The sequence below is a fragment of the Streptomyces sp. NPDC005492 genome (genome assembly GCF_040605995.1).
Taxonomy (GTDB): domain Bacteria; phylum Actinomycetota; class Actinomycetes; order Streptomycetales; family Streptomycetaceae; genus Streptomyces.
This window is the reverse complement of the sequence record NZ_JBEXDX010000001.1, coordinates 290,735-307,073: the sequence shown is the minus strand read 5'-3', so window position 1 is coordinate 307,073 and position 16,339 is coordinate 290,735. Positions and strand designations below refer to the sequence as shown.

Annotated in this window: 14 protein-coding genes; 6 read left to right on the top strand and 8 right to left on the bottom strand. The window is 69.5% G+C overall.

The window, feature by feature from the left end; all coding sequences use genetic code 11:
- Window positions 1–159: 159 nt before the first annotated feature.
- A complete protein-coding gene (locus ABZT04_RS01475; protein ID WP_356051570.1) occupies window positions 160–702 on the top strand; it encodes a Uma2 family endonuclease in 543 nt (180 codons plus the stop codon).
- A gap of 89 nt (window positions 703–791) precedes the next feature.
- Here ABZT04_RS01475 and ABZT04_RS01470 read toward each other — a convergent pair whose 3' ends face one another.
- From ABZT04_RS01470 to ABZT04_RS01455, 4 genes are all read right to left on the bottom strand, one after another.
- Entirely contained in the window at window positions 792–1,295 is a 504-nt protein-coding gene (locus ABZT04_RS01470; RefSeq protein WP_356051567.1) for a hypothetical protein, read from the bottom strand.
- 67 nt (window positions 1,296–1,362) lie between these two features.
- Window positions 1,363–2,472, bottom strand: a complete 1,110-nt coding sequence (locus ABZT04_RS01465; protein ID WP_356051565.1) for a DUF475 domain-containing protein — start codon at window positions 2,470–2,472, stop codon at window positions 1,363–1,365.
- A 189-nt stretch (window positions 2,473–2,661) separates the two neighbouring features.
- Window positions 2,662–3,783 carry a GNAT family N-acetyltransferase gene (locus ABZT04_RS01460; RefSeq protein WP_356051563.1) on the bottom strand — a complete coding sequence of 374 codons (1,122 nt, stop codon included), beginning with the start codon at window positions 3,781–3,783 and terminating at the stop codon, window positions 2,662–2,664.
- A 154-nt stretch (window positions 3,784–3,937) separates the two neighbouring features.
- Window positions 3,938–5,131 carry an MFS transporter gene (locus ABZT04_RS01455; protein ID WP_356051560.1) on the bottom strand — a complete coding sequence of 398 codons (1,194 nt, stop codon included), beginning with the start codon at window positions 5,129–5,131 and terminating at the stop codon, window positions 3,938–3,940.
- Window positions 5,132–5,201: 70 nt separating this feature from the next.
- On the opposite strand from ABZT04_RS01455, the gene ABZT04_RS01450 reads away from it, so the two are divergent.
- The 3 genes from ABZT04_RS01450 to ABZT04_RS01440 all read left to right on the top strand — a co-directional run bounded on the left by ABZT04_RS01450 (window position 5,202) and on the right by ABZT04_RS01440 (window position 7,676).
- Window positions 5,202–6,167 carry a helix-turn-helix domain-containing protein gene (locus tag ABZT04_RS01450; protein WP_356051558.1) on the top strand — a complete coding sequence of 322 codons (966 nt, stop codon included), beginning with the start codon at window positions 5,202–5,204 and terminating at the stop codon, window positions 6,165–6,167.
- Window positions 6,168–6,225: 58 nt separating this feature from the next.
- The gene (locus tag ABZT04_RS01445) at window positions 6,226–6,729 is read left to right on the top strand and encodes a glutathione peroxidase (protein WP_355905483.1); all 504 of its coding nucleotides are present in this window, start codon (window positions 6,226–6,228) and stop codon (window positions 6,727–6,729) included.
- Window positions 6,730–6,815: 86 nt separating this feature from the next.
- Window positions 6,816–7,676 (top strand): MerR family transcriptional regulator, encoded by an 861-nt coding sequence (locus ABZT04_RS01440; RefSeq protein WP_356051556.1) that lies wholly within the window; start codon window positions 6,816–6,818, stop codon window positions 7,674–7,676.
- Between the two features lie 136 nt (window positions 7,677–7,812).
- Here ABZT04_RS01440 and ABZT04_RS01435 read toward each other — a convergent pair whose 3' ends face one another.
- The 3 genes from ABZT04_RS01435 to ABZT04_RS01425 all read right to left on the bottom strand — a co-directional run bounded on the left by ABZT04_RS01435 (window position 7,813) and on the right by ABZT04_RS01425 (window position 10,210).
- Window positions 7,813–8,022: a DUF397 domain-containing protein gene (locus ABZT04_RS01435; protein ID WP_355905489.1), complete on the bottom strand. Its 210-nt coding sequence runs from the start codon at window positions 8,020–8,022 to the stop codon at window positions 7,813–7,815.
- A 239-nt stretch (window positions 8,023–8,261) separates the two neighbouring features.
- Window positions 8,262–9,119, bottom strand: coding sequence for a helix-turn-helix transcriptional regulator (locus ABZT04_RS01430; protein ID WP_356051554.1), 858 nt, complete (start codon window positions 9,117–9,119; stop codon window positions 8,262–8,264).
- Window positions 9,120–9,457: 338 nt separating this feature from the next.
- Window positions 9,458–10,210: a GPP34 family phosphoprotein gene (locus ABZT04_RS01425; protein WP_356051552.1), complete on the bottom strand. Its 753-nt coding sequence runs from the start codon at window positions 10,208–10,210 to the stop codon at window positions 9,458–9,460.
- 278 nt (window positions 10,211–10,488) lie between these two features.
- Here ABZT04_RS01425 and ABZT04_RS01420 point away from each other — a divergent pair, with 278 nt between their 5' ends.
- Both ABZT04_RS01420 and ABZT04_RS01415 read left to right on the top strand, forming a co-directional pair.
- Window positions 10,489–13,380, top strand: a complete 2,892-nt coding sequence (locus ABZT04_RS01420) for a D-alanyl-D-alanine carboxypeptidase (protein ID WP_356051550.1) — start codon at window positions 10,489–10,491, stop codon at window positions 13,378–13,380.
- A gap of 186 nt (window positions 13,381–13,566) precedes the next feature.
- Complete coding sequence (locus ABZT04_RS01415; protein ID WP_356051548.1) at window positions 13,567–15,411, top strand: MFS transporter; 1,845 nt, start codon at window positions 13,567–13,569, stop codon at window positions 15,409–15,411.
- 7 nt (window positions 15,412–15,418) lie between these two features.
- On the opposite strand, the gene ABZT04_RS01410 is transcribed toward ABZT04_RS01415, so the two are convergent.
- Window positions 15,419–16,258, bottom strand: coding sequence for a hypothetical protein (locus ABZT04_RS01410; RefSeq protein ID WP_356051546.1), 840 nt, complete (start codon window positions 16,256–16,258; stop codon window positions 15,419–15,421).
- Between the last annotated feature and the right edge of the window lie 81 nt (window positions 16,259–16,339).

The window sequence follows — 16,339 nt, the reverse complement described above, 5'->3', positions numbered from 1 at the left end:
GTGCGGGGTCTCGAATGTTTCGGTGACGGTTTTCGGAGCGCTAGTGGGGCTATACATGCATAAAAGGCATGAGTTGGCTCGGGGCGGAGTGCCGGGGCGCATGGGGATCTTGCCGGATGCGGCCAGCAAACGGTTACCTTCATGGTGGGGAGATGGGGCGTGAGCGAGGTCGGCGTGGTTACGGCGGAGGAGTACGACTCCTGGTCCGAGGAACGGTGCGCCGGAATCCAGATCGTGGACGGGCTGGTCGTCGCGGGGGCGCGCGGGTCCAAGCGGCACAACCGGCTGGCCCGAGTTCTCGCGAACGCTCTGGATGCCGCAGCGGGGCCGGGCTGGAACGCCGACACCGACTTCGACGTCCGACTTCAGGATGTCCCGCTCACCAATCGCCGCCCGGATGTCGTCGTGTACCGCGCGGACACGATCGACGTCACCCCGACCCGCCCTGAGCACGTGCTCCTGGTCGCGGAGGTGGTGTCGCCGGGTTCGGAGACCACCGACCGGATCGTGAAGGTCGACCAGTACGCCAAGGCGGGGATCGGCTTCTACTGGCGGATCGAGCAGGCCGTGACGGGTGTTCCCCTCGTCTACACCTACGTTCTCGACCCCGCGACGAGGACCTACCGGGACGGCGACGTGTTCACCGGTGTCCTCAAAGTGACGGCGCCGTTCCCGGTGGAGATCGACCTCGGTCAGGTGTGACCCGTGCGGCGCTGGTGGCCCGTAGCGCTGACGGCCACCCCGGACCTCCAGGGTGGCCGGATCGACCTACTTGAAGAGAGCAGTGGGCCTCAACTGTGCGTGCCGGTCCAGGTCCACCGGCCCACCTCGATGCCGTTCTGGCCCCAGGGGGTGGAGTAGACGGCATCGCCGTTGGCCGAGGTGCGGAGTTCGTCTCCGTCGAGGTTTCTCAGCTCGTCGTAGTCGGCGTTCCAGAACTGATAGCCGTTGCCGCCGCCGCAGGGGGACATCCACACGGCGTTGGTGTTGGTCTTCTGGTCCGTGGTGAGGCAGTCGCCGGTACCTCGGCTCACGAGGCGTCGGTACGTCCGCTGAGTGGAGACGTCGTACCAGGTTTCGCTGCCCCAGAACCAGTAGGTGCCGACACTCTGGTCGCAGGAGCCCGACCAGACGTTGTCGGTCACGGTCGACGCGGTGAGGCAGTTGCCTTCGTAGGAGTTCTTGTACACCCAGTAGGTCGTCGCCGACGCGGTGGACATGGAGCCCGTCACGGCGAGCACCAGGGCGGCGAGCCCCACGGGGAGGGTCAGTTTCAGGGCCTTCAGCGATGTCATGAGGGTGAGGATCCGGGGCGTAGACGATCATCGCGTGAAATCGCCATGAACATGCCGTACTGCACCTTCACGGGACCCGCGCCGCGTCGACCGGCGCAGCCTCCCCCTCCGTCTCCGCCAGCGCGCGGTTGCGGCGGACCGAGGACCAGAAGGACCAGCCGATCAGGACGACGCCGACCAGGCCGGTGATGACCTCGTTGATCTGGTACTGGATGGTCACCATGAGGATCACGGCCAGGGCGCCGATCGCGTAGTGCGCGCCGTGCTCCAGGTAGACGTAGTCGTCCAGGGTGCCCTGGCGGACCAGGTACACCGTCAGGGAGCGGACGTACATCGCGCCGATGCCGAGGCCGAGGGCCATGAGCACGATGTCGTTGGTGATCGCGAACGCGCCGATCACGCCGTCGAAGGAGAACGACGCGTCCAGGACCTCCAGGTACAGGAACATGAAGAACGCGGCCTGGCCGGCGAGGACCACCGCCGAGCGCTCGCCCTCGCGTTCGCGTTCCTCCTCCGCCTCCAGGCGGGCCTCGAAGAAGCCGGAGAGGCCGCCGACGACCAGGTACGTGATGAGGCCCGCGATGCCGGAGACCAGGACCGTCTGTGCCTTGTCCGCGTGGGCGCCGCCGTGCTGGTGGGCGTGGGCCGCGAAGGTGAAGGAGGTGATCAGCAGGACGATCAGCGCGATGCAGACCGACAGCATGTCGACCTTGCCGAGCCTGGCCAGCGGGCGTTCCAGCCAGCCCAGCCACTGGATGTCCCGGTCCTCGAAGATGAAGTCCAGGAAGATCATCAGCAGGAACATCCCGCCGAAGGCCGCGATCGCCGGGTGGGCGTCGGTGACCAACTGCTGGTAGCGGTCCTTGTCGGTCAGGGCGAGGTTGACGGCGTCGTACGGGTTCAGTTTGGCGGTGACCGCGACGATGACGACCGGGAAGGCCAGCCGCATGCCGAAGACCGCGATCAGGACGCCGACCGTGAGGAAGATCTTCTGCCAGAAGGCGGACATCTTCTTCAGGATCCCGGCGTTGACCACCGCGTTGTCGAAGGACAGCGAGATCTCCAGGACGGCGAGGATCGCGATGACGCCGAACGCCGTCCAGCCGCCGTACCAGACTCCTGCGGCCAGGCCGAGCGCGGTGATCGCGAACGACCAGCGGAAGGTCTTCAGAAGCACGGGTTGCCCCTTCCTGTTGTCGTGCGGTCGCCCGCGGGCCGGGCATCAACATCCTTGCCCGTCATCGGCGTTGTCTACCACGATCGCCTGTCGTCCAGGTGTCGGGGCAGGTCGGGCCGTCCTGGGCGGAAACACGGAAGGGGCCCTGGACCTTCCCGGTCCGGGGCCCCTGTCGCCGGTGCCGCGACGTCACTTCCTCGGCGTCGCCCGGCCCGATGTGCGCAGCGTGCCCACCGTCTTCAGGAGGCGGTCCGCCGGGTCGCGCAGGGACTGGTGGGCCAGGACCGTGTTGCGCAGCCCGCGGACCGGGCGGCGCCACAGGCGGTGGGCCGTCGCCACCGGGTGGGGGCGGGTGGCGAAACCTTCCCCCACCCGCAGTTCGCGGGTCTTGAGCCAGTCCTTCCACTCCTTGTCGCCGCGCCCCAGGTCCATGAGGCGCACGCCGTGCCGGCCCGCCTCCTCGGCCATCCTGAGGTGCATGATCAACCCCGGGGAGTAGTAACGGAGTTCGGGGTCGTACGCCGTGAACCAGGCCGCGAACAGGGTGCGGGACGTCGGTCCGAAGTGGGCCGCCACCGGGCGGTCCCCGGCGTAGAGGACCGACAGGATGCCGGTGAAGTGTTCCTCGCGGACCCGGAACAGGTGGTCCACCAGGTCCACGATCCAGGGGCGCGCGAAGCGGTCCATGCGGCCGGTCCTGCGGTACTGGGCGGACTTCCACCGCATCAGCGTGTGCAGCACCTCGGGGTCGCGGTCGTCGTAGACGAACCGCATCTCGCCGAGGTCGCGGCCCAGCCGGCGCTCCTTCTTCAGGGTCGTCTTGGCGATGCCCGGGTAGGCGGCGCGCAGCCACTCGGCGTAGGTGCCCTCGCCGTCGCCGTCCTTCAGGTCGATGACCGGGGACGCGAAGGTGCCCGTGACATAACGGCCGAACGGCTGCTGTTCCTCCACGAGATGGTCGAACTCGAAGACCGACAGGCCGCAGGCCCGCAGGAGTTGCTGGACGTCCCAGGTGACACCGGGCCGGTGCACCAGGGCCTGGCAGTCGGAGAGACCGAGGCCGATGGCCCGGCCGACACCGACGGGGTTGCGCTCGTACGGAAAGAAGCCGACCGGCTCGCCGCCCTCGTGCAGCACCGCCACCTGCGCCCCACCGCGATGGCGGCCGACGCCGTCCGCGAACTCCGGTGCCAGGAAAGGGTTCGCGTAGTCCGGCGACTCGTCCATCGCCTTGTGCCAGGCCTGGCGGAGCGTGCTGCTGAGCTCCTCCGGTCTGTGGATCGTGATGTCCGCCTTGCTGTTGGATCGCATGGGCGACCGTCCCCCCATTCCCCCACGACGCGTCGTCCGCGTCCTGCCTACCTATCCCAAGGTACGACGAGACACGAACAGTTCGGCAGGGCTCAAACGTCGCGAAACAGTACGCACGCTGTCAAGGATGCCTGTGGTTACGGAAAAGTACGGATCACCCGACCCCGGTAGAGACGCCCCGAAATCCCCACCTGTACTGCCGGGCGAGGGCGGCCAAGGTCAGGGTCACCGCGACCGACGTGACCGCCATCAGGGTCATCGCCGTTCCCGGTGAGGTGAGTTGGGCGATCGTGCCCGCGAGGGCCGCGCTCACGCCCTGCATCGTGAGCATGCCCGCGGAGCGCAGGCCGAAGGCGTGGCCCGCCAGTTCGTCGGGGGTCAGGGCCATCAGGCGTTCCTGGAGGACGAGGCTCGCGCCGAACCCCATGGAGGCGACGCATACGGCGACGGCGGCCCACGGCATGGCCGGTCGCAGTGCGAAGAACAGGTACGGCGCGGCCAGCAGGAGGCGGAGCGGGACGTCGAGGCGGGTGCGCAGGGCGGGCGGTACGAACCGGCCCAGGGTCAGGTCGGCGGTGAACATGCCCAGCGCCGCGCCGGCGAACAGCGTGCCCGCGGACCCGGGGTCGTAGGAGACGTAGAGGGATTCGCAGCCGACGACCAGGCCGTTGGGGAGCCACATGCCCAGGAAGGTGAGCCGGCGGGGGCGGGAGGACCACAGGAGGGCGTTCGTGCGCCAGGTCGCGGCGACGGACGGGCGGCCCGCGGTGCGGGGTGGGCGGGCGGTCAGGCCGAAGCGGACGAGGAGGGCCGCGAGGGCGTACAGAGCGGCCGCGAGGAGGAGGCAGATGCGGGGGGACAGGAGGGTCAGCAGGGCGCCCCCCATCGCGAAGCCGCCCACCTGCATCAGGCCGGAGACCATGTTGAACACCGAACGGCCCAGCACGAAGCCGTTCTTGGGCAGGATCTCGTTCAGCAGGCCCCCGCTCACTCCCCCGCCCAGCGAGGCGATCAGCCCCTGGAGGAACACGATGCCGAGGACCGCCCCGACCGGCAGACCCGGCAGCGCCAGCAGTGCCGTACAGGCCGCGAAGCCGACGTCCATGCCGGCCAGCGTCGCCCGTGGGGGCAGGCGGTCGGCGCCGGAGAGGAAGAAGGTCGCGCCGAGCATCTGCGCGAGTTGCGGGCCGAACATGCTCAGCGCCGACAGCAAGGGCGAGTCGGTGGCCCGGTAGACCAGGGTGGCGATCGACAGCCCGCTGATCGTCAGGGCCGCCGTCTGGACGGCCGCGGAGAAGAAGAGCGGCGTGTACTCGGGGGTGCGGAAGAGCTCGCGGTAGCTGCGCATGCGCGGAGTCTGCGGGGGCGCGCCCGGGGGTCCTATTCTTTCGCGCGGACGCGAAACACGGGGAGTGCGGATGGGGTGGTGGCAGCTCAACGCCGACACCCTTGCCCGGAGCCGGTTCGTGCTGTCGTCGTTCGCCGAGACCTTCGCCGCGCTGGAACTGCTGCACGCGGGGGTGGGCTCGCACCCCGGTGAACAGGTGTGGCTGCGGGATCATCTGCCGCAGTACCGGGGGCTGTTGGCGGACGATCCGGTCACCGGGGCGCTGGTGCGGGCGGCGCTCGGGCGGTCCTGGATCGCCGACTTCGTCTGCCCCACCCAGACCGACCGGGAGTCGTTCGCGGAGACCGTCGCGCGGGTGCGGGAGACCCCGCCCGCCACCGCGCGCGCCGACCTCACGGTCTCCCTCGGCGGCCCGCTCCCCGCCGCCCTGGAGCGCGACGACCTGCCCGAGCGGGCGGCCCGGCTCCTGGAGTACGTCTGGGAGGAGACCGTACGGCCGTACTGGGCGCGGCGGCGGCGTGTACTGGAGGCCGATGTCGTGGCCCGGATCACGCAGGTGAGCCAGGGCGGCTGGGCGGCCGTACTGGACGCCCTGCAACCGGGGCGGACGCGGTGGCTGGGCGAGAACCGGCTCCAGATCAACCTGCACGCGAATCCGCCGCGCGAGATCTCCGGCGCGGAGCTGCTCTTCATGCCGGTCACTTCGAGGACGGGGTGGGCGTCATGGGAGGAGCCCGACCGCTACGCCATGATCTACCCCTGCGCGGGCGTCCTCGCCGACCGTGGCGGGCGGCCGGTGCCGGAGAGTCTGGGGACGCTGCTGGGTGTCTCGCGGGCGGAGGTGCTGGTGCTCCTCGGGTCGCCGATGAGCACCAGTCAACTGACCGCCGTGACCGGACAGGCGCTCGGCTCGGTGGGCCGCCATCTGCGGGTGCTGCTGGACGCGGGTCTGGTGGAGCGGCGGCGGGCGGGGCGTTCGGTGCTGTACTCGCGGACGGCGGCCGGGGAGGTCGTGGTGAAGGCGGCCGGTCTGTGAGGGCGGAGGCTGGTGGGGCCGTGGGGAGAACGACATTTACCGGAGTTAGCATCCGGTTATGACGACTACAGAGAACACGGGTCCCCTCGCCGTCGAGATCGGGTCGCTCAAGGGCGGCTCGGCGGACCTCGCGCAGTACGCGGGCCAGGCCGTCCTCGTGGTGAACGTGGCCTCCAAGTGCGGGCTGACCCCCCAGTACACCGGCCTCGAGCGACTCCAGGAGCGGTACGCGGCACAGGGCTTCACCGTGCTCGGCGTGCCCTGCAACCAGTTCCTCGGGCAGGAGCCCGGCAGCGCCGAGGAGATCGCCGAGTTCTGCTCGGCGACGTACGGCGTGACCTTCCCGCTGACCGAGAAGGTCGAGGTCAACGGCGATGGCCGGCACGAGCTGTACGACCGTCTCGTCGGCTTCGCGGACGCGGAGGGCCACACTGGCGACATCCGCTGGAACTTCGAGAAGTTCCTGATCGGCCGCGACGGCACGGTCGTGGCCCGCTTCTCCCCGCAGACCGAGCCGGAGTCGGCGGAGGTCGTGGCGGCGGTGGAGAGCGCCGTCGCCTGACCTGTATTGACCTTGCCCCTGGGGCAAGGCGGAGCGTCCTGGTCACCGGGCGGACAGAACCCGCCCGGTGACGGAGGATTTCGAGCGTGGACGACGACCTGCTGACCATCGGCGCCTTCGCGGCGCGGGCACGGCTTTCGCCCAAGGCGCTACGGCTGTACGACCGCCTCGGGCTGCTCTGCCCGGCCCAGGTCGACGAGGTCAGCGGGTACCGCCGCTACCGCGCCGACCAGGTCGAGCGGGCCCGACTCGTGGCGCTGCTACGGCAGTTGGACATGCCGCTGGCGCGGATCGCCGAGCTGGTGGCGGCGGACGGGAGCGACGCGGCGGAACTCCTCGCCGCGTACTGGACGGACGTCGAGAGCCGGATCGCCGGACAGCGCACGCTCGCCGAGTACCTCCGTGCACGACTGTCGGGGAGGAGCTCCGAGATGTACGGAAAGTTCGTGGTCGAGACGGTCGAGGTACCGGAACAGGTGCTGATCACCGAGACCCGGCACACCCTCGCGGACGAGCTGCCAACCTGGATCGGGGCGTCGCTGGGGCGCCTTGAGGCGGCGGCCGAGGAGTGCGGGGGCGTGAGTGCCGCGCCGTTCGTCGTCTACCACGCCGAGGTGTCGATGGAGAGCGACGGCCCGGCCGAGTCCTGCGTCCCGGTCGCCGACGAGGCGGCGGCACGGGCATGGGCGGCACGGCAGGGGCGGGCCCGGCAGACGGCGGTCCGCGTGGAACCGGCCCGGCGGCTGGCGTACACCCGGATCACCAAGGCGCAGGTGGCGCACCCGCAGATCCTGGCCGCGTTCGAGGCGGTGGAGCAGTGGGTCGCCGGGCAGGGGCTGCGGTACGCCGGTCCGTGCCGCGAGGTGTACTTCGCGGACTGGGAGGTGGCGGGGCCCGAAGACCCGGTGTGCGATGTGGCGTTTCCGGTGATGCTCCCGGTGGAGTGAGGCTCCGCCGGACGGGCGCGTGACTGCCCGCGGGCACAAGCCGAGCCCCCTCGGCCAGGACGGCGGGCCAGTCGAGAGGGCTCTTTCTTGAAGTGCTTGTGCTGCTTATGGAGTTGTGGAAGGTGACCGAGCCACATCAGTGAAGGTCGCGCGCCCCCCGGGCGACATCGGCCACGAAGGCGTTCCACGAGTCCGCGGGAAAGGCCAGCGTCGGCCCCTCGGTGACCTTGGAGTCCCGTACGGCCATGGCCGCGAGAACCGGTGACTTGATCTCGACGCACGCGCCGTTGCCGGTGGAGTACGAGGACTTGGTCCACGAGTCCGAGACGCCCTGACGAATTGCCATTTTTGCTCCGGTTATTACCAGTTGATGAGTGCTGTCACCGCGCGTCATCCGGCCACGAACACTCCGGACACACAACGCGGTTTGCGCCAACGTTTGTTACTTGATGGCGTGATCGACGCTACTCGCCAACATCGGCTACCGCAGGGGCCATTCACTCGACCGGGTGGCATATACCCTTGGCGCCTTCCATCGCGCCCGGCGGAAGGTGTAGTGTGCGCCACCTTCCGCCGGAGGCGCCCTCAGCGCGCGTATTCCTTCGCGGCGTCCGCGATGAACTGGCGGGACTGATCCACGTTCAGGGCCTGCGCCCGCAGATGCTCGTACATCACGCTGTACTTCTGGACGTCGTTCGCCTTCTCCAGGTACAGGTCACTGGTGACACCCTCGATGTAGACGACGCTGGAGTCCGCCGCGTCGGGGAACTCCAGGATCGCGTACTGCCCGTTGAGCCCGGGATGGGCGCCCATGTCGAAGGGGATCACCTGCACGGTCACGTGCGGCAGTTGGGACTGCTCGACGAGGTGCTCCAACTGGTCCCGCATCAGGGAGCGGTTGCCGACCACCCGGCGCAGCGCGGACTCGTCCATCACCGTCCACAACCGCAGCGGGTTCTCCGGCGCGGAGATCCGTTCCTGCCGGCGCAGCCGCACCTGGACGCGCTTCTCGACATCGGCCGACGCGGTCTCCGGCAACGCGCCGGTGATCAGCGCCTCGGCGTACTGCCGGGTCTGCAACAGGCCCGGGACGACCTGGGGATCGTAGACACGCAGACTCGCCGCGTCCGTCTCAAGACCGATGTAGACGCTGTACGGGATGTCACCGAAGGAGTGCCACCAGCCCTGCTGGCGTGAGTCCTTGGCCATCTGCATGAGCGAGTCGACGATGCGGAGGTCCTCGACCTCGTAGACCCCGCAGAGGTCGCGGACGTCGCGCTGGCTGATGCTGCGCCGGCCGTTCTCCAGCCGGCTGATCTTCGACTGGGACACCAGCAACCGCTCGGCGACCTCTTCGGCCGTCATGCCCTTGAGCTCTCGGAGCCGACGCAACTCCTGGCCCAACCGGCGTCGCCTGACGGTGGGATTGACACTTGACGCCACGGGACGTGCACCTCCGGCTGCGTGCTTCTACTCGCTGCTACGTGCTGCTCACTGCTTGCCACTTTGCGTATCTGCTGTTGAGCAGACTGCCACCAAGGTGGTTTCTACCGCTGGGAAACGGTGGATATGCGGCAGGTACGAGCCAGGTTCGGGTTGCCCGAGGGGCCCGTAGATGCGGCCGAGCGGGGTGGAGAGACGTTACGTCTACTCCACCCCGCTCGGACCAGCGGCTCCCGAACCGGGTCTTGGGGACTGGCGGTGCGGCGGTACTGCCTGTGCTGCGGTCGTGCGGTGGTGCGGTCCTGTCGTGATGCGGGCGTGTGCCGTGGGACTGCGGCTCAGTGAGCCACGGCGCGCGCCATGGTGCCGCGGTGCGGCTGCATCGGAACACCACGAGCCGGTTCCGGTGGCCTTGGTCCGGGCGCGGCCTGACGGCCGGCCGGGGCCGGACTGCGGCGTGGCTGTGCGGCCACACCGTTCTGGACGTCCATCACGGCATGCGCCACGAGTCCGCCCATGGGGTCGTGCCTGATCAGGTCCCGCAGCCGGGAGCGGGACGAGCGTCCCTCATTACCCGGATACAGGTGTTTGCCCAGACCCACCGCGTGCGCCAGTGCGGCGAGCGCGGCAGTCCGCGGGTCCGGCGGTACGCCGGTGCGGATCGCGGAATCGAGTCGGCCCCTGATCTCACGGCTGATCTCGTTGTCCGTCGCCTGATAGCGAGTCGTGGGCAACACCCCGCACATCTGTCCCGCCACGGCATGCACCATGCCGCACCGCTCCAGATGCGAGAGGTAGGTCTGGCGAAGTCCCAGTCGGGGCCCGCCAATCCAGTTCACTGCACGCACGGGAGCGCCACGCCTTCGCAGCAACTCCAACGCGCAGTCCAAAGTTGGATCTCCAGTCGGCCGTGGCACGACCACGGCGATACGATCCCCGTCTGGGGCTATCCGTCCGGCCAGCGCCAGCTCCACTAGCTGTGCTCCGGCCAGACCGAGGTCGAGCGACTGCGGCTGCGCAGTGGTACCCGTGGCCGGGTCCAATGCCAGCAGTAGAAGCTCTTCCGGAAGAGTTCTGCGGCTCCTGCCCATCCATGCCTCCCCGCGTGGATGAATGACAGGGTGACCCCTCTCACATTGGTCTGTCGAGAGTGCGTGACCGCTTCGTAGTGGAACCGGTAGGTATGTCGTTCTCGTCTACCGCAGGGGTTAAGCCCGCACACAGGACACTGGTACATGGTTCGGACAGCGGATGTTGATGCGTTGTCCGGACGACGGGTAAGAGATTTTCCAGCGGATTTTCTAGCTGATTCTGTAGCTATCTCGGTTATCTCGGTCGGTTCGGTTGACGCACGCAGGGCGTGCGGCGCATGGAGGAGGCATCGGTGGCGGGCGAGTCCCCCGACAGGTCGAAGCAGCGCGAGTCGTCGGCAGAACCGACGCCGGGGAGCGCGAGTCCGGTTCCCGAGGCGAGGGGTGAGCGCGAGCGCGATCCGCGTCTGGCGGTGGCCCGCGAGGGCACGTCGCCGTCCCGGCGCGGGGGTGTGGACACGGCGACGAAGGTTTTCTCGATCCGGGAACTGCGGGAGGAGACCCCCGAGACGGACGAGACCGACTCCCCCGAGGCCGCGGAGAGCACCGAGGACCCCGAGAGCCCCGCCGCGCAGAACCCTTCCGCCAAGGGCGACACAGAGGGCGACGCGCGGTTGCGTGCGGCGGTGGCGGCCTGGGTGACGGGGCCGAAGGAGCCGGGCTCGGGGCGTGATTCCGGGGACGAGGCCGAGGACGACGAGAACCCGGAGCAGGCGGCTGCCGCCGAGGAGCCCGTCGCGGACGCGGAGGACGCCGCTCCCGAGGCGGACGAGGCTGCGGGCGCCGGGAACGAAGAGGAGGCTGTCGCGGACGCGGAGACAGCCGCTGGAGGCCCGGAGGCCGGGGGCGCGGCGAATGGCCCTGCGGTGGCGGAGACGCCTGAGGACGCCGAAGCGGAGGCCGATGGCGGCCGTGACGGTGACGGTGACGTGACCGAGGGTGAGTCGGTCTCCGGCGCCGAGCCCGAGAATGCCGTTGCCGAGGCGGAGGGGGCTGCGGACGCCGAGGAGCCTGCCGCGGACGCGGAGACGGCCACTGAAGGTCCGGAGGCCGACGGTGCGGCGACGCGTCCCGCGGTGGCGGGCACGCCTGAGGCCACCGAAGCAGGGTCCGACGGCAACCGTGACATGACCGAGGGTGATCCGGTCGCCGACGCCGACCCGGAGGACGCCGCTCCCGAGACGGACGAGGCTTTGGACGCCGAGAAGGCCGCCGGAGGCTCGGAAACCGAGAGCGCGGCGACTCGCCCTGCGGTGGCCGACACGCCCGAGGAAACCGAAGCAGGGTCCGATGGCGACCGCGATGGCGACGGTGACGTGACCGAGGATGCGTTGGTCGCCGACGCCGACCCGGAGGACGCGGTTCCCGAGACGGACGAGGCTGCGGACGCCGAGGAGCCTGCCGCGGACGCGGAGACGGCCGCTGGAGGCCCGGAGGCCGAGGGCGCGGCCAAGGACACCGAAGCAGGGTCCGACGGCAACCGTGACGTGGCCGAAAGTGATCCGGCCGCAGACGACGACGGCGAGGCAGACGCCGCCACCGACCCCGACCCCGCCCCTGACGACGCACCCCACCCGGACGGCGCCGACGCCAAAGCCAAGCCGGACGACGGCCCAGCCGAAGCCATCGACCACCCCACCACCGTCTTCAAAGCCGTACGACCGCCCAAGCGCGAAGTCGACCAGCCCACCACCATGCTCAAGCTGGGCGGCGCCACAAAGACCCCCGAGACACCCAAGACCGACAAGACCCCCGAGTCCGACGCCGAGCGCACCAGCAGGTTCGTCGCGCTCAAGCCTCTCGACGAGCCGCGTAAGGGCACCCCGCGTCCGGACGAGACCCGTCCCGTGCCGCAGGTGGGTCCGGAGCGCACCACCCAGCAGCCGCTTCCCCCGAAGCCTCCGCTGGATCTGCTCGCCGAGCTGACCAACACCCCGCCGCCCCCGCAGACCCCGGTCCGCACGGCGATCCGCAGGGTGAAGATCTGGACCCCGCTGGTCATCCTGCTGGCGATCGTGTTTGCGGTCGTACAGGCTCTGCGGCCGCTCCCCACGCCCACCCTCGCGCTCACCGCCGACGACTCGTACACCTTCGACGGCAGCAAGGCCGACCTCCCGTGGCCCAGTGAGGGTCAGGGCTGGATGGACGTCAACGGCATCGGCACGATGGGCAGCTTCGGCAAGCAGACGCCCGTGGCCATCGGCTCGGTCGCCAAGGCGATGACGGCGTACATCGTGCTCAAGGACCACCCGCTGAAGGCGGGCGCCGCGGGCGAGAAGATCACCGTCGACGCGACCGCCGAGAAGGAGGGCGGCTACGACAAGGACGGCGAGTCCACGCTCAACACCGTCAAGGCCGGTGACGTCCTCACCGAGCAGCAGGCCCTGTCGGCCATCATGATCCCTTCGGCGAACAACATCGCGCGCCTGCTGGCCCGTTGGGACGCGGGCTCGGAGACGGCGTTCATCAAGAAGATGAACGACACCGCCAAGGCCCTGGGGATGACGAGGACGACGTACACCGACGCCTCGGGCCTGAAGGAGACGACCGTCTCCACCGCCGGGGACCAGGTGAAGCTCGGCAATCAACTGGTCAAGCTCCAGGCCCTGATGGACATCACCAAGCTGCCGAGCTGGGTCGACCCGTCCGGCCACAAGTGGACCAACTACAACCGCCTGGTGCCGTACAACAACTCGCTCGGCATCAAGACCGGCACCACCACCGCGGCCGGCGGCAACCTGCTCTTCGCCGCCACCAAGGAGGTCGGCGGTGAGACGGCCGTGGTCGTCGGCGCGATCCTCGGCCAGCACACCGCGCCGATCATCGACACCGTCAACGCGGTCAGCAAGACGGCGATGCTCGCGGCGCAGGACGCGATGAAGTCGGCGAAGATCCTGAAGAAGGGCGACGTCGTCGGGTATGTGGACGACCAGTTGGGCGGTCACACTCCCGTCGTCGTCACCAAGGACGTCTCGGCCGTCGGCTGGGCCGGCCTCAAGGTGAAGCTGTCCTTCGCCTCCGACGCCGTACCGCACTCCGCGAAGGCCGGCACCAAGGTGGGCACGCTCACCGTGGGGGACGGTTCGGGCGGCGCGGTCGTCGTGCCGGTCGCTCTCCAGAAGGATCTCGCGGAACCCGCCTTGACGGCGAAGCTGACCCGTCTCGGCTGACCCACGAGGCGATGGACGCACCGCACCCCACCGGCCGGCCACCCACCCGGGAGCCGACCGGCGGGGTGCGTGCTAGCGTCGCGAATCGGGGCAGGTCGCCGGTCGGCACGACGCGGCGGCGAACAGGCCGGGAACGGGACAGGACGCGGCCGAGAACAGAAGACGGGACACGGGGAGTGCCTTCAGGTGGCGACAGCGGAGCCGACACGCGCCGACGATGCCGATCCGGGCCCGGGAGCCGGCCCGCGAATACGCCTGCCCGCGCACCCCACGGAAACAGACGACGGAACGCGTAGCGGCTGGCCCGCGCAACTGATCGACCGGCTGCGCGCCCCCTTCCTCCGGCACCCGGTGATCGGCTTCACGCTGCTCTCCGGTGTCCTCCACGTCGTCTGGTTCTTCACGTTCGCGAACAGTGGCGGCGACCTCGCGGCGCAGGACGCCTGGGCGGAGTTCGTCGGCCGGCACCCGGACTCGGCGTACAACCTCGCCTGGTACGGCGGCATGCACCCGGTGTCGTACAGCATGGTGTCGCCGTATCTGATGTCGGTCCTCGGTGTCCGTACGACGATGATGATCGCCGGCACCGCCTCGGCGGGCCTGCTCACCCTGATCCTGATCCGCAGCCGCTCGGTGAAGAACCCGCTGTGGGCCTCGCTCGCGGGCGTCTTCGCGCTGCTGTGCAACGCGGCGTCGGGCCGGGTGACGTACGGCCTGGGCATGGTGTTCGGGCTCGGCGCGGTGGCCGTCGTCTTCTGCTGGCCGTATCGCTGGCGCTACAAACGCTGGGCGAAGGCCCTGTGCGCGGCGCCGCTGGCCGCGCTCTCGACGATGTCGTCGCCGGTGGCCGGGCTGTTCGTGGGGCTGGTCGCGGTCGCGCTGTTCCTGCAGAAGCGGCGGCCGGGCGCCTGGGCGCTCGGGCTCGCGCCCGCGGCCGTCGTGGCGGTGTCGGCGTGGCTGTTCCCGTTCTCCGGCACCCAGCCGATGATGTTCGGCTCGATGATCCTGCCCCTGGCGTCCGGGATCCTCGTCTACTTCCTGGTGCCGCGCGAGTGGATCACCGTACGGATAACGGCGGCGGTGTACAGCATCGGGGTCGTCCTGGTCTGGCTGGTCAGTTCGCAGATCGGCTCGAACATCACCCGGCTGGCGATGCTGTTCGCCGGAGTGGCCCTCATCGCCGCGCTGCCCTTCGCGGTGCCGCGCTCGCGCAAGTGGTACACGATCGCGCTGGCCTTCGTCGGCTTCACCGGCTGGATCGGGTTCAAGTCGGTCGACGACGTCATCAACACCGCACCGGCCGCGTCCTGGTCGCACGAACTCGCGCCGCTCGTCAACGAACTCCAGGAGGTCGGCGCCGAGCGCGGCCGGGTCGAGGTCGTCCCGGCCCGCTCCCACATCGAGGCCTCCGCGCTCGCGCCGTACGTCAACCTCGCCCGGGGCTGGAACCGCCAGGCCGACATGGAGCGCAACCCCCTCTTCTACGACGACACGCTCAACTCGGCGAACTACCACGAGTGGCTCCAGCGCTGGGCCGTCCACTACGTCGTGCTGCCCAAGGACGTACCGGACGGTGACGGCGGCGAGCGCGAGCGGGCGCTGGTGCAGCGCGGGATGCCGTATCTGAAGCAGGTCTGGGGCGATGCCAACTGGCAGCTCTTCCAGGTCACCGACCCGGCGCCGCTGGCCGAGCCGAACGCGGTCGTGGACCGGGCGGAGCAGGGCGAGTTGACCATCGAGGTGAAGAAGAAGGGCCGGATCCTCATCCGTATCCCGTACTCGCCGTGGCTGAGCATCGTGGACGCGAAGGGCAAGAGCCTCAAGCCGCCGCAGGAGACGGACGCCTCCAAGCACCGCGCCGAGGGCACCGCGAAGTCGTACGACAACCTCAACGGCTGTCTGATGGAGACCCAGGAGGACTCGAAGGGCGACAAGTGGACGATGTTGCTCGCGCCGAAGGCGGGGACCTACCGGCTGGCCGCGCCCTACCAGTTGCCCCGGGGCACGCCGTGTCCCGACGAGTTGAAGTAACCAGCGGTCAGCGCAGCCGGTCCACGTATGTGTCCGTGCCGGGGACGGTGGGGATGAACGGCGCCACCAACTCCACCTTCCCCAGGCCGGATTCGGCCAGGGGCGTCTCCAGGTCCGCGAAGTACCGCTCCCAGCAGTCACGGGGGTCCGCCTCCAGGAACCACAGGAGCGTGAGGCGGGTGTCGACGCCCTCGACCTGCTTGACGTAGGTCATGCGGTCGCCCGGCAGAGGGGTGGGGCGGAACACCGTCACCATCGCGGCGGGTGAGCCCACAAGCCGCTTGGGAAGGTGCCGGGACCGCAGCCACTCCAGCAACTCGGCGCGCTGCTCCGCCGATTCACTGTCCACGACCTCCAACACCAGCCCGGCGTAAGGGTGGTCGAGGGCGTGGAAGTCCCTCGGTCCGGCCGCGCCGTCGCGGTAGACGGTCGCCTCGTGGTCCTGGAACGCGGTGAAGACGTGCGTACGGTCCTGGTAGACACGGCCGTCGCGGTTGAGCCGCTTGTTGATGCCGACGGTCCACTTCATGTGGTCGTCGTAGCGGCCCTCGGTGACCCAGTACGTGGAGAGGTAGCAGCCGGCGGTGACGGGCTCGGCGATCGCCGACTTCTCGGGCCGGCGCAGGAGTTGGAGGTCGCGGGTGGCCACCCAGCGGCGGCCGGCGTACATCCAGGGCATGGCCATCGCGCCGGCGTAGTAGTGGTCGTCCTCGTACCAGCGGTTGTAGGCGTACTCGTGGCCGGGATGCGGTTCGACCATGGTGATGAGCGCGTGGCCTGGCCGGACTCCGTACGGTCCTACGGCGGCCAGTTCGGCGTACACGTCGCTCCGGGTGTCCTCGCTCATGTCGCTCCCCTTCCGTCCTCCGCCGGTCGCCCATACTCTGACGCCCCGTCAGATAAAGCACCAGACCCCGGGAGGGATCGG

Coding starts and splice junctions, on each gene's coding strand:
- ABZT04_RS01470 (WP_356051567.1), bottom strand. CDS start 1,295: ATGACATCGCTGAAGGCCCTGAAACTGACCCTCCCCGTGGGGCTCGCC.
- ABZT04_RS01460 (WP_356051563.1), bottom strand. CDS start 3,783: ATGCGATCCAACAGCAAGGCGGACATCACGATCCACAGACCGGAGGAG.
- ABZT04_RS01455 (WP_356051560.1), bottom strand. CDS start 5,131: ATGCGCAGCTACCGCGAGCTCTTCCGCACCCCCGAGTACACGCCGCTC.
- ABZT04_RS01450 (WP_356051558.1), top strand. CDS start 5,202: ATGGGGTGGTGGCAGCTCAACGCCGACACCCTTGCCCGGAGCCGGTTC.
- ABZT04_RS01445 (WP_355905483.1), top strand. CDS start 6,226: ATGACGACTACAGAGAACACGGGTCCCCTCGCCGTCGAGATCGGGTCG.
- ABZT04_RS01435 (WP_355905489.1), bottom strand. CDS start 8,022: ATGGCAATTCGTCAGGGCGTCTCGGACTCGTGGACCAAGTCCTCGTAC.
- ABZT04_RS01425 (WP_356051552.1), bottom strand. CDS start 10,210: ATGGGCAGGAGCCGCAGAACTCTTCCGGAAGAGCTTCTACTGCTGGCA.
- ABZT04_RS01420 (WP_356051550.1), top strand. CDS start 10,489: ATGGAGGAGGCATCGGTGGCGGGCGAGTCCCCCGACAGGTCGAAGCAG.
- ABZT04_RS01410 (WP_356051546.1), bottom strand. CDS start 16,258: ATGAGCGAGGACACCCGGAGCGACGTGTACGCCGAACTGGCCGCCGTA.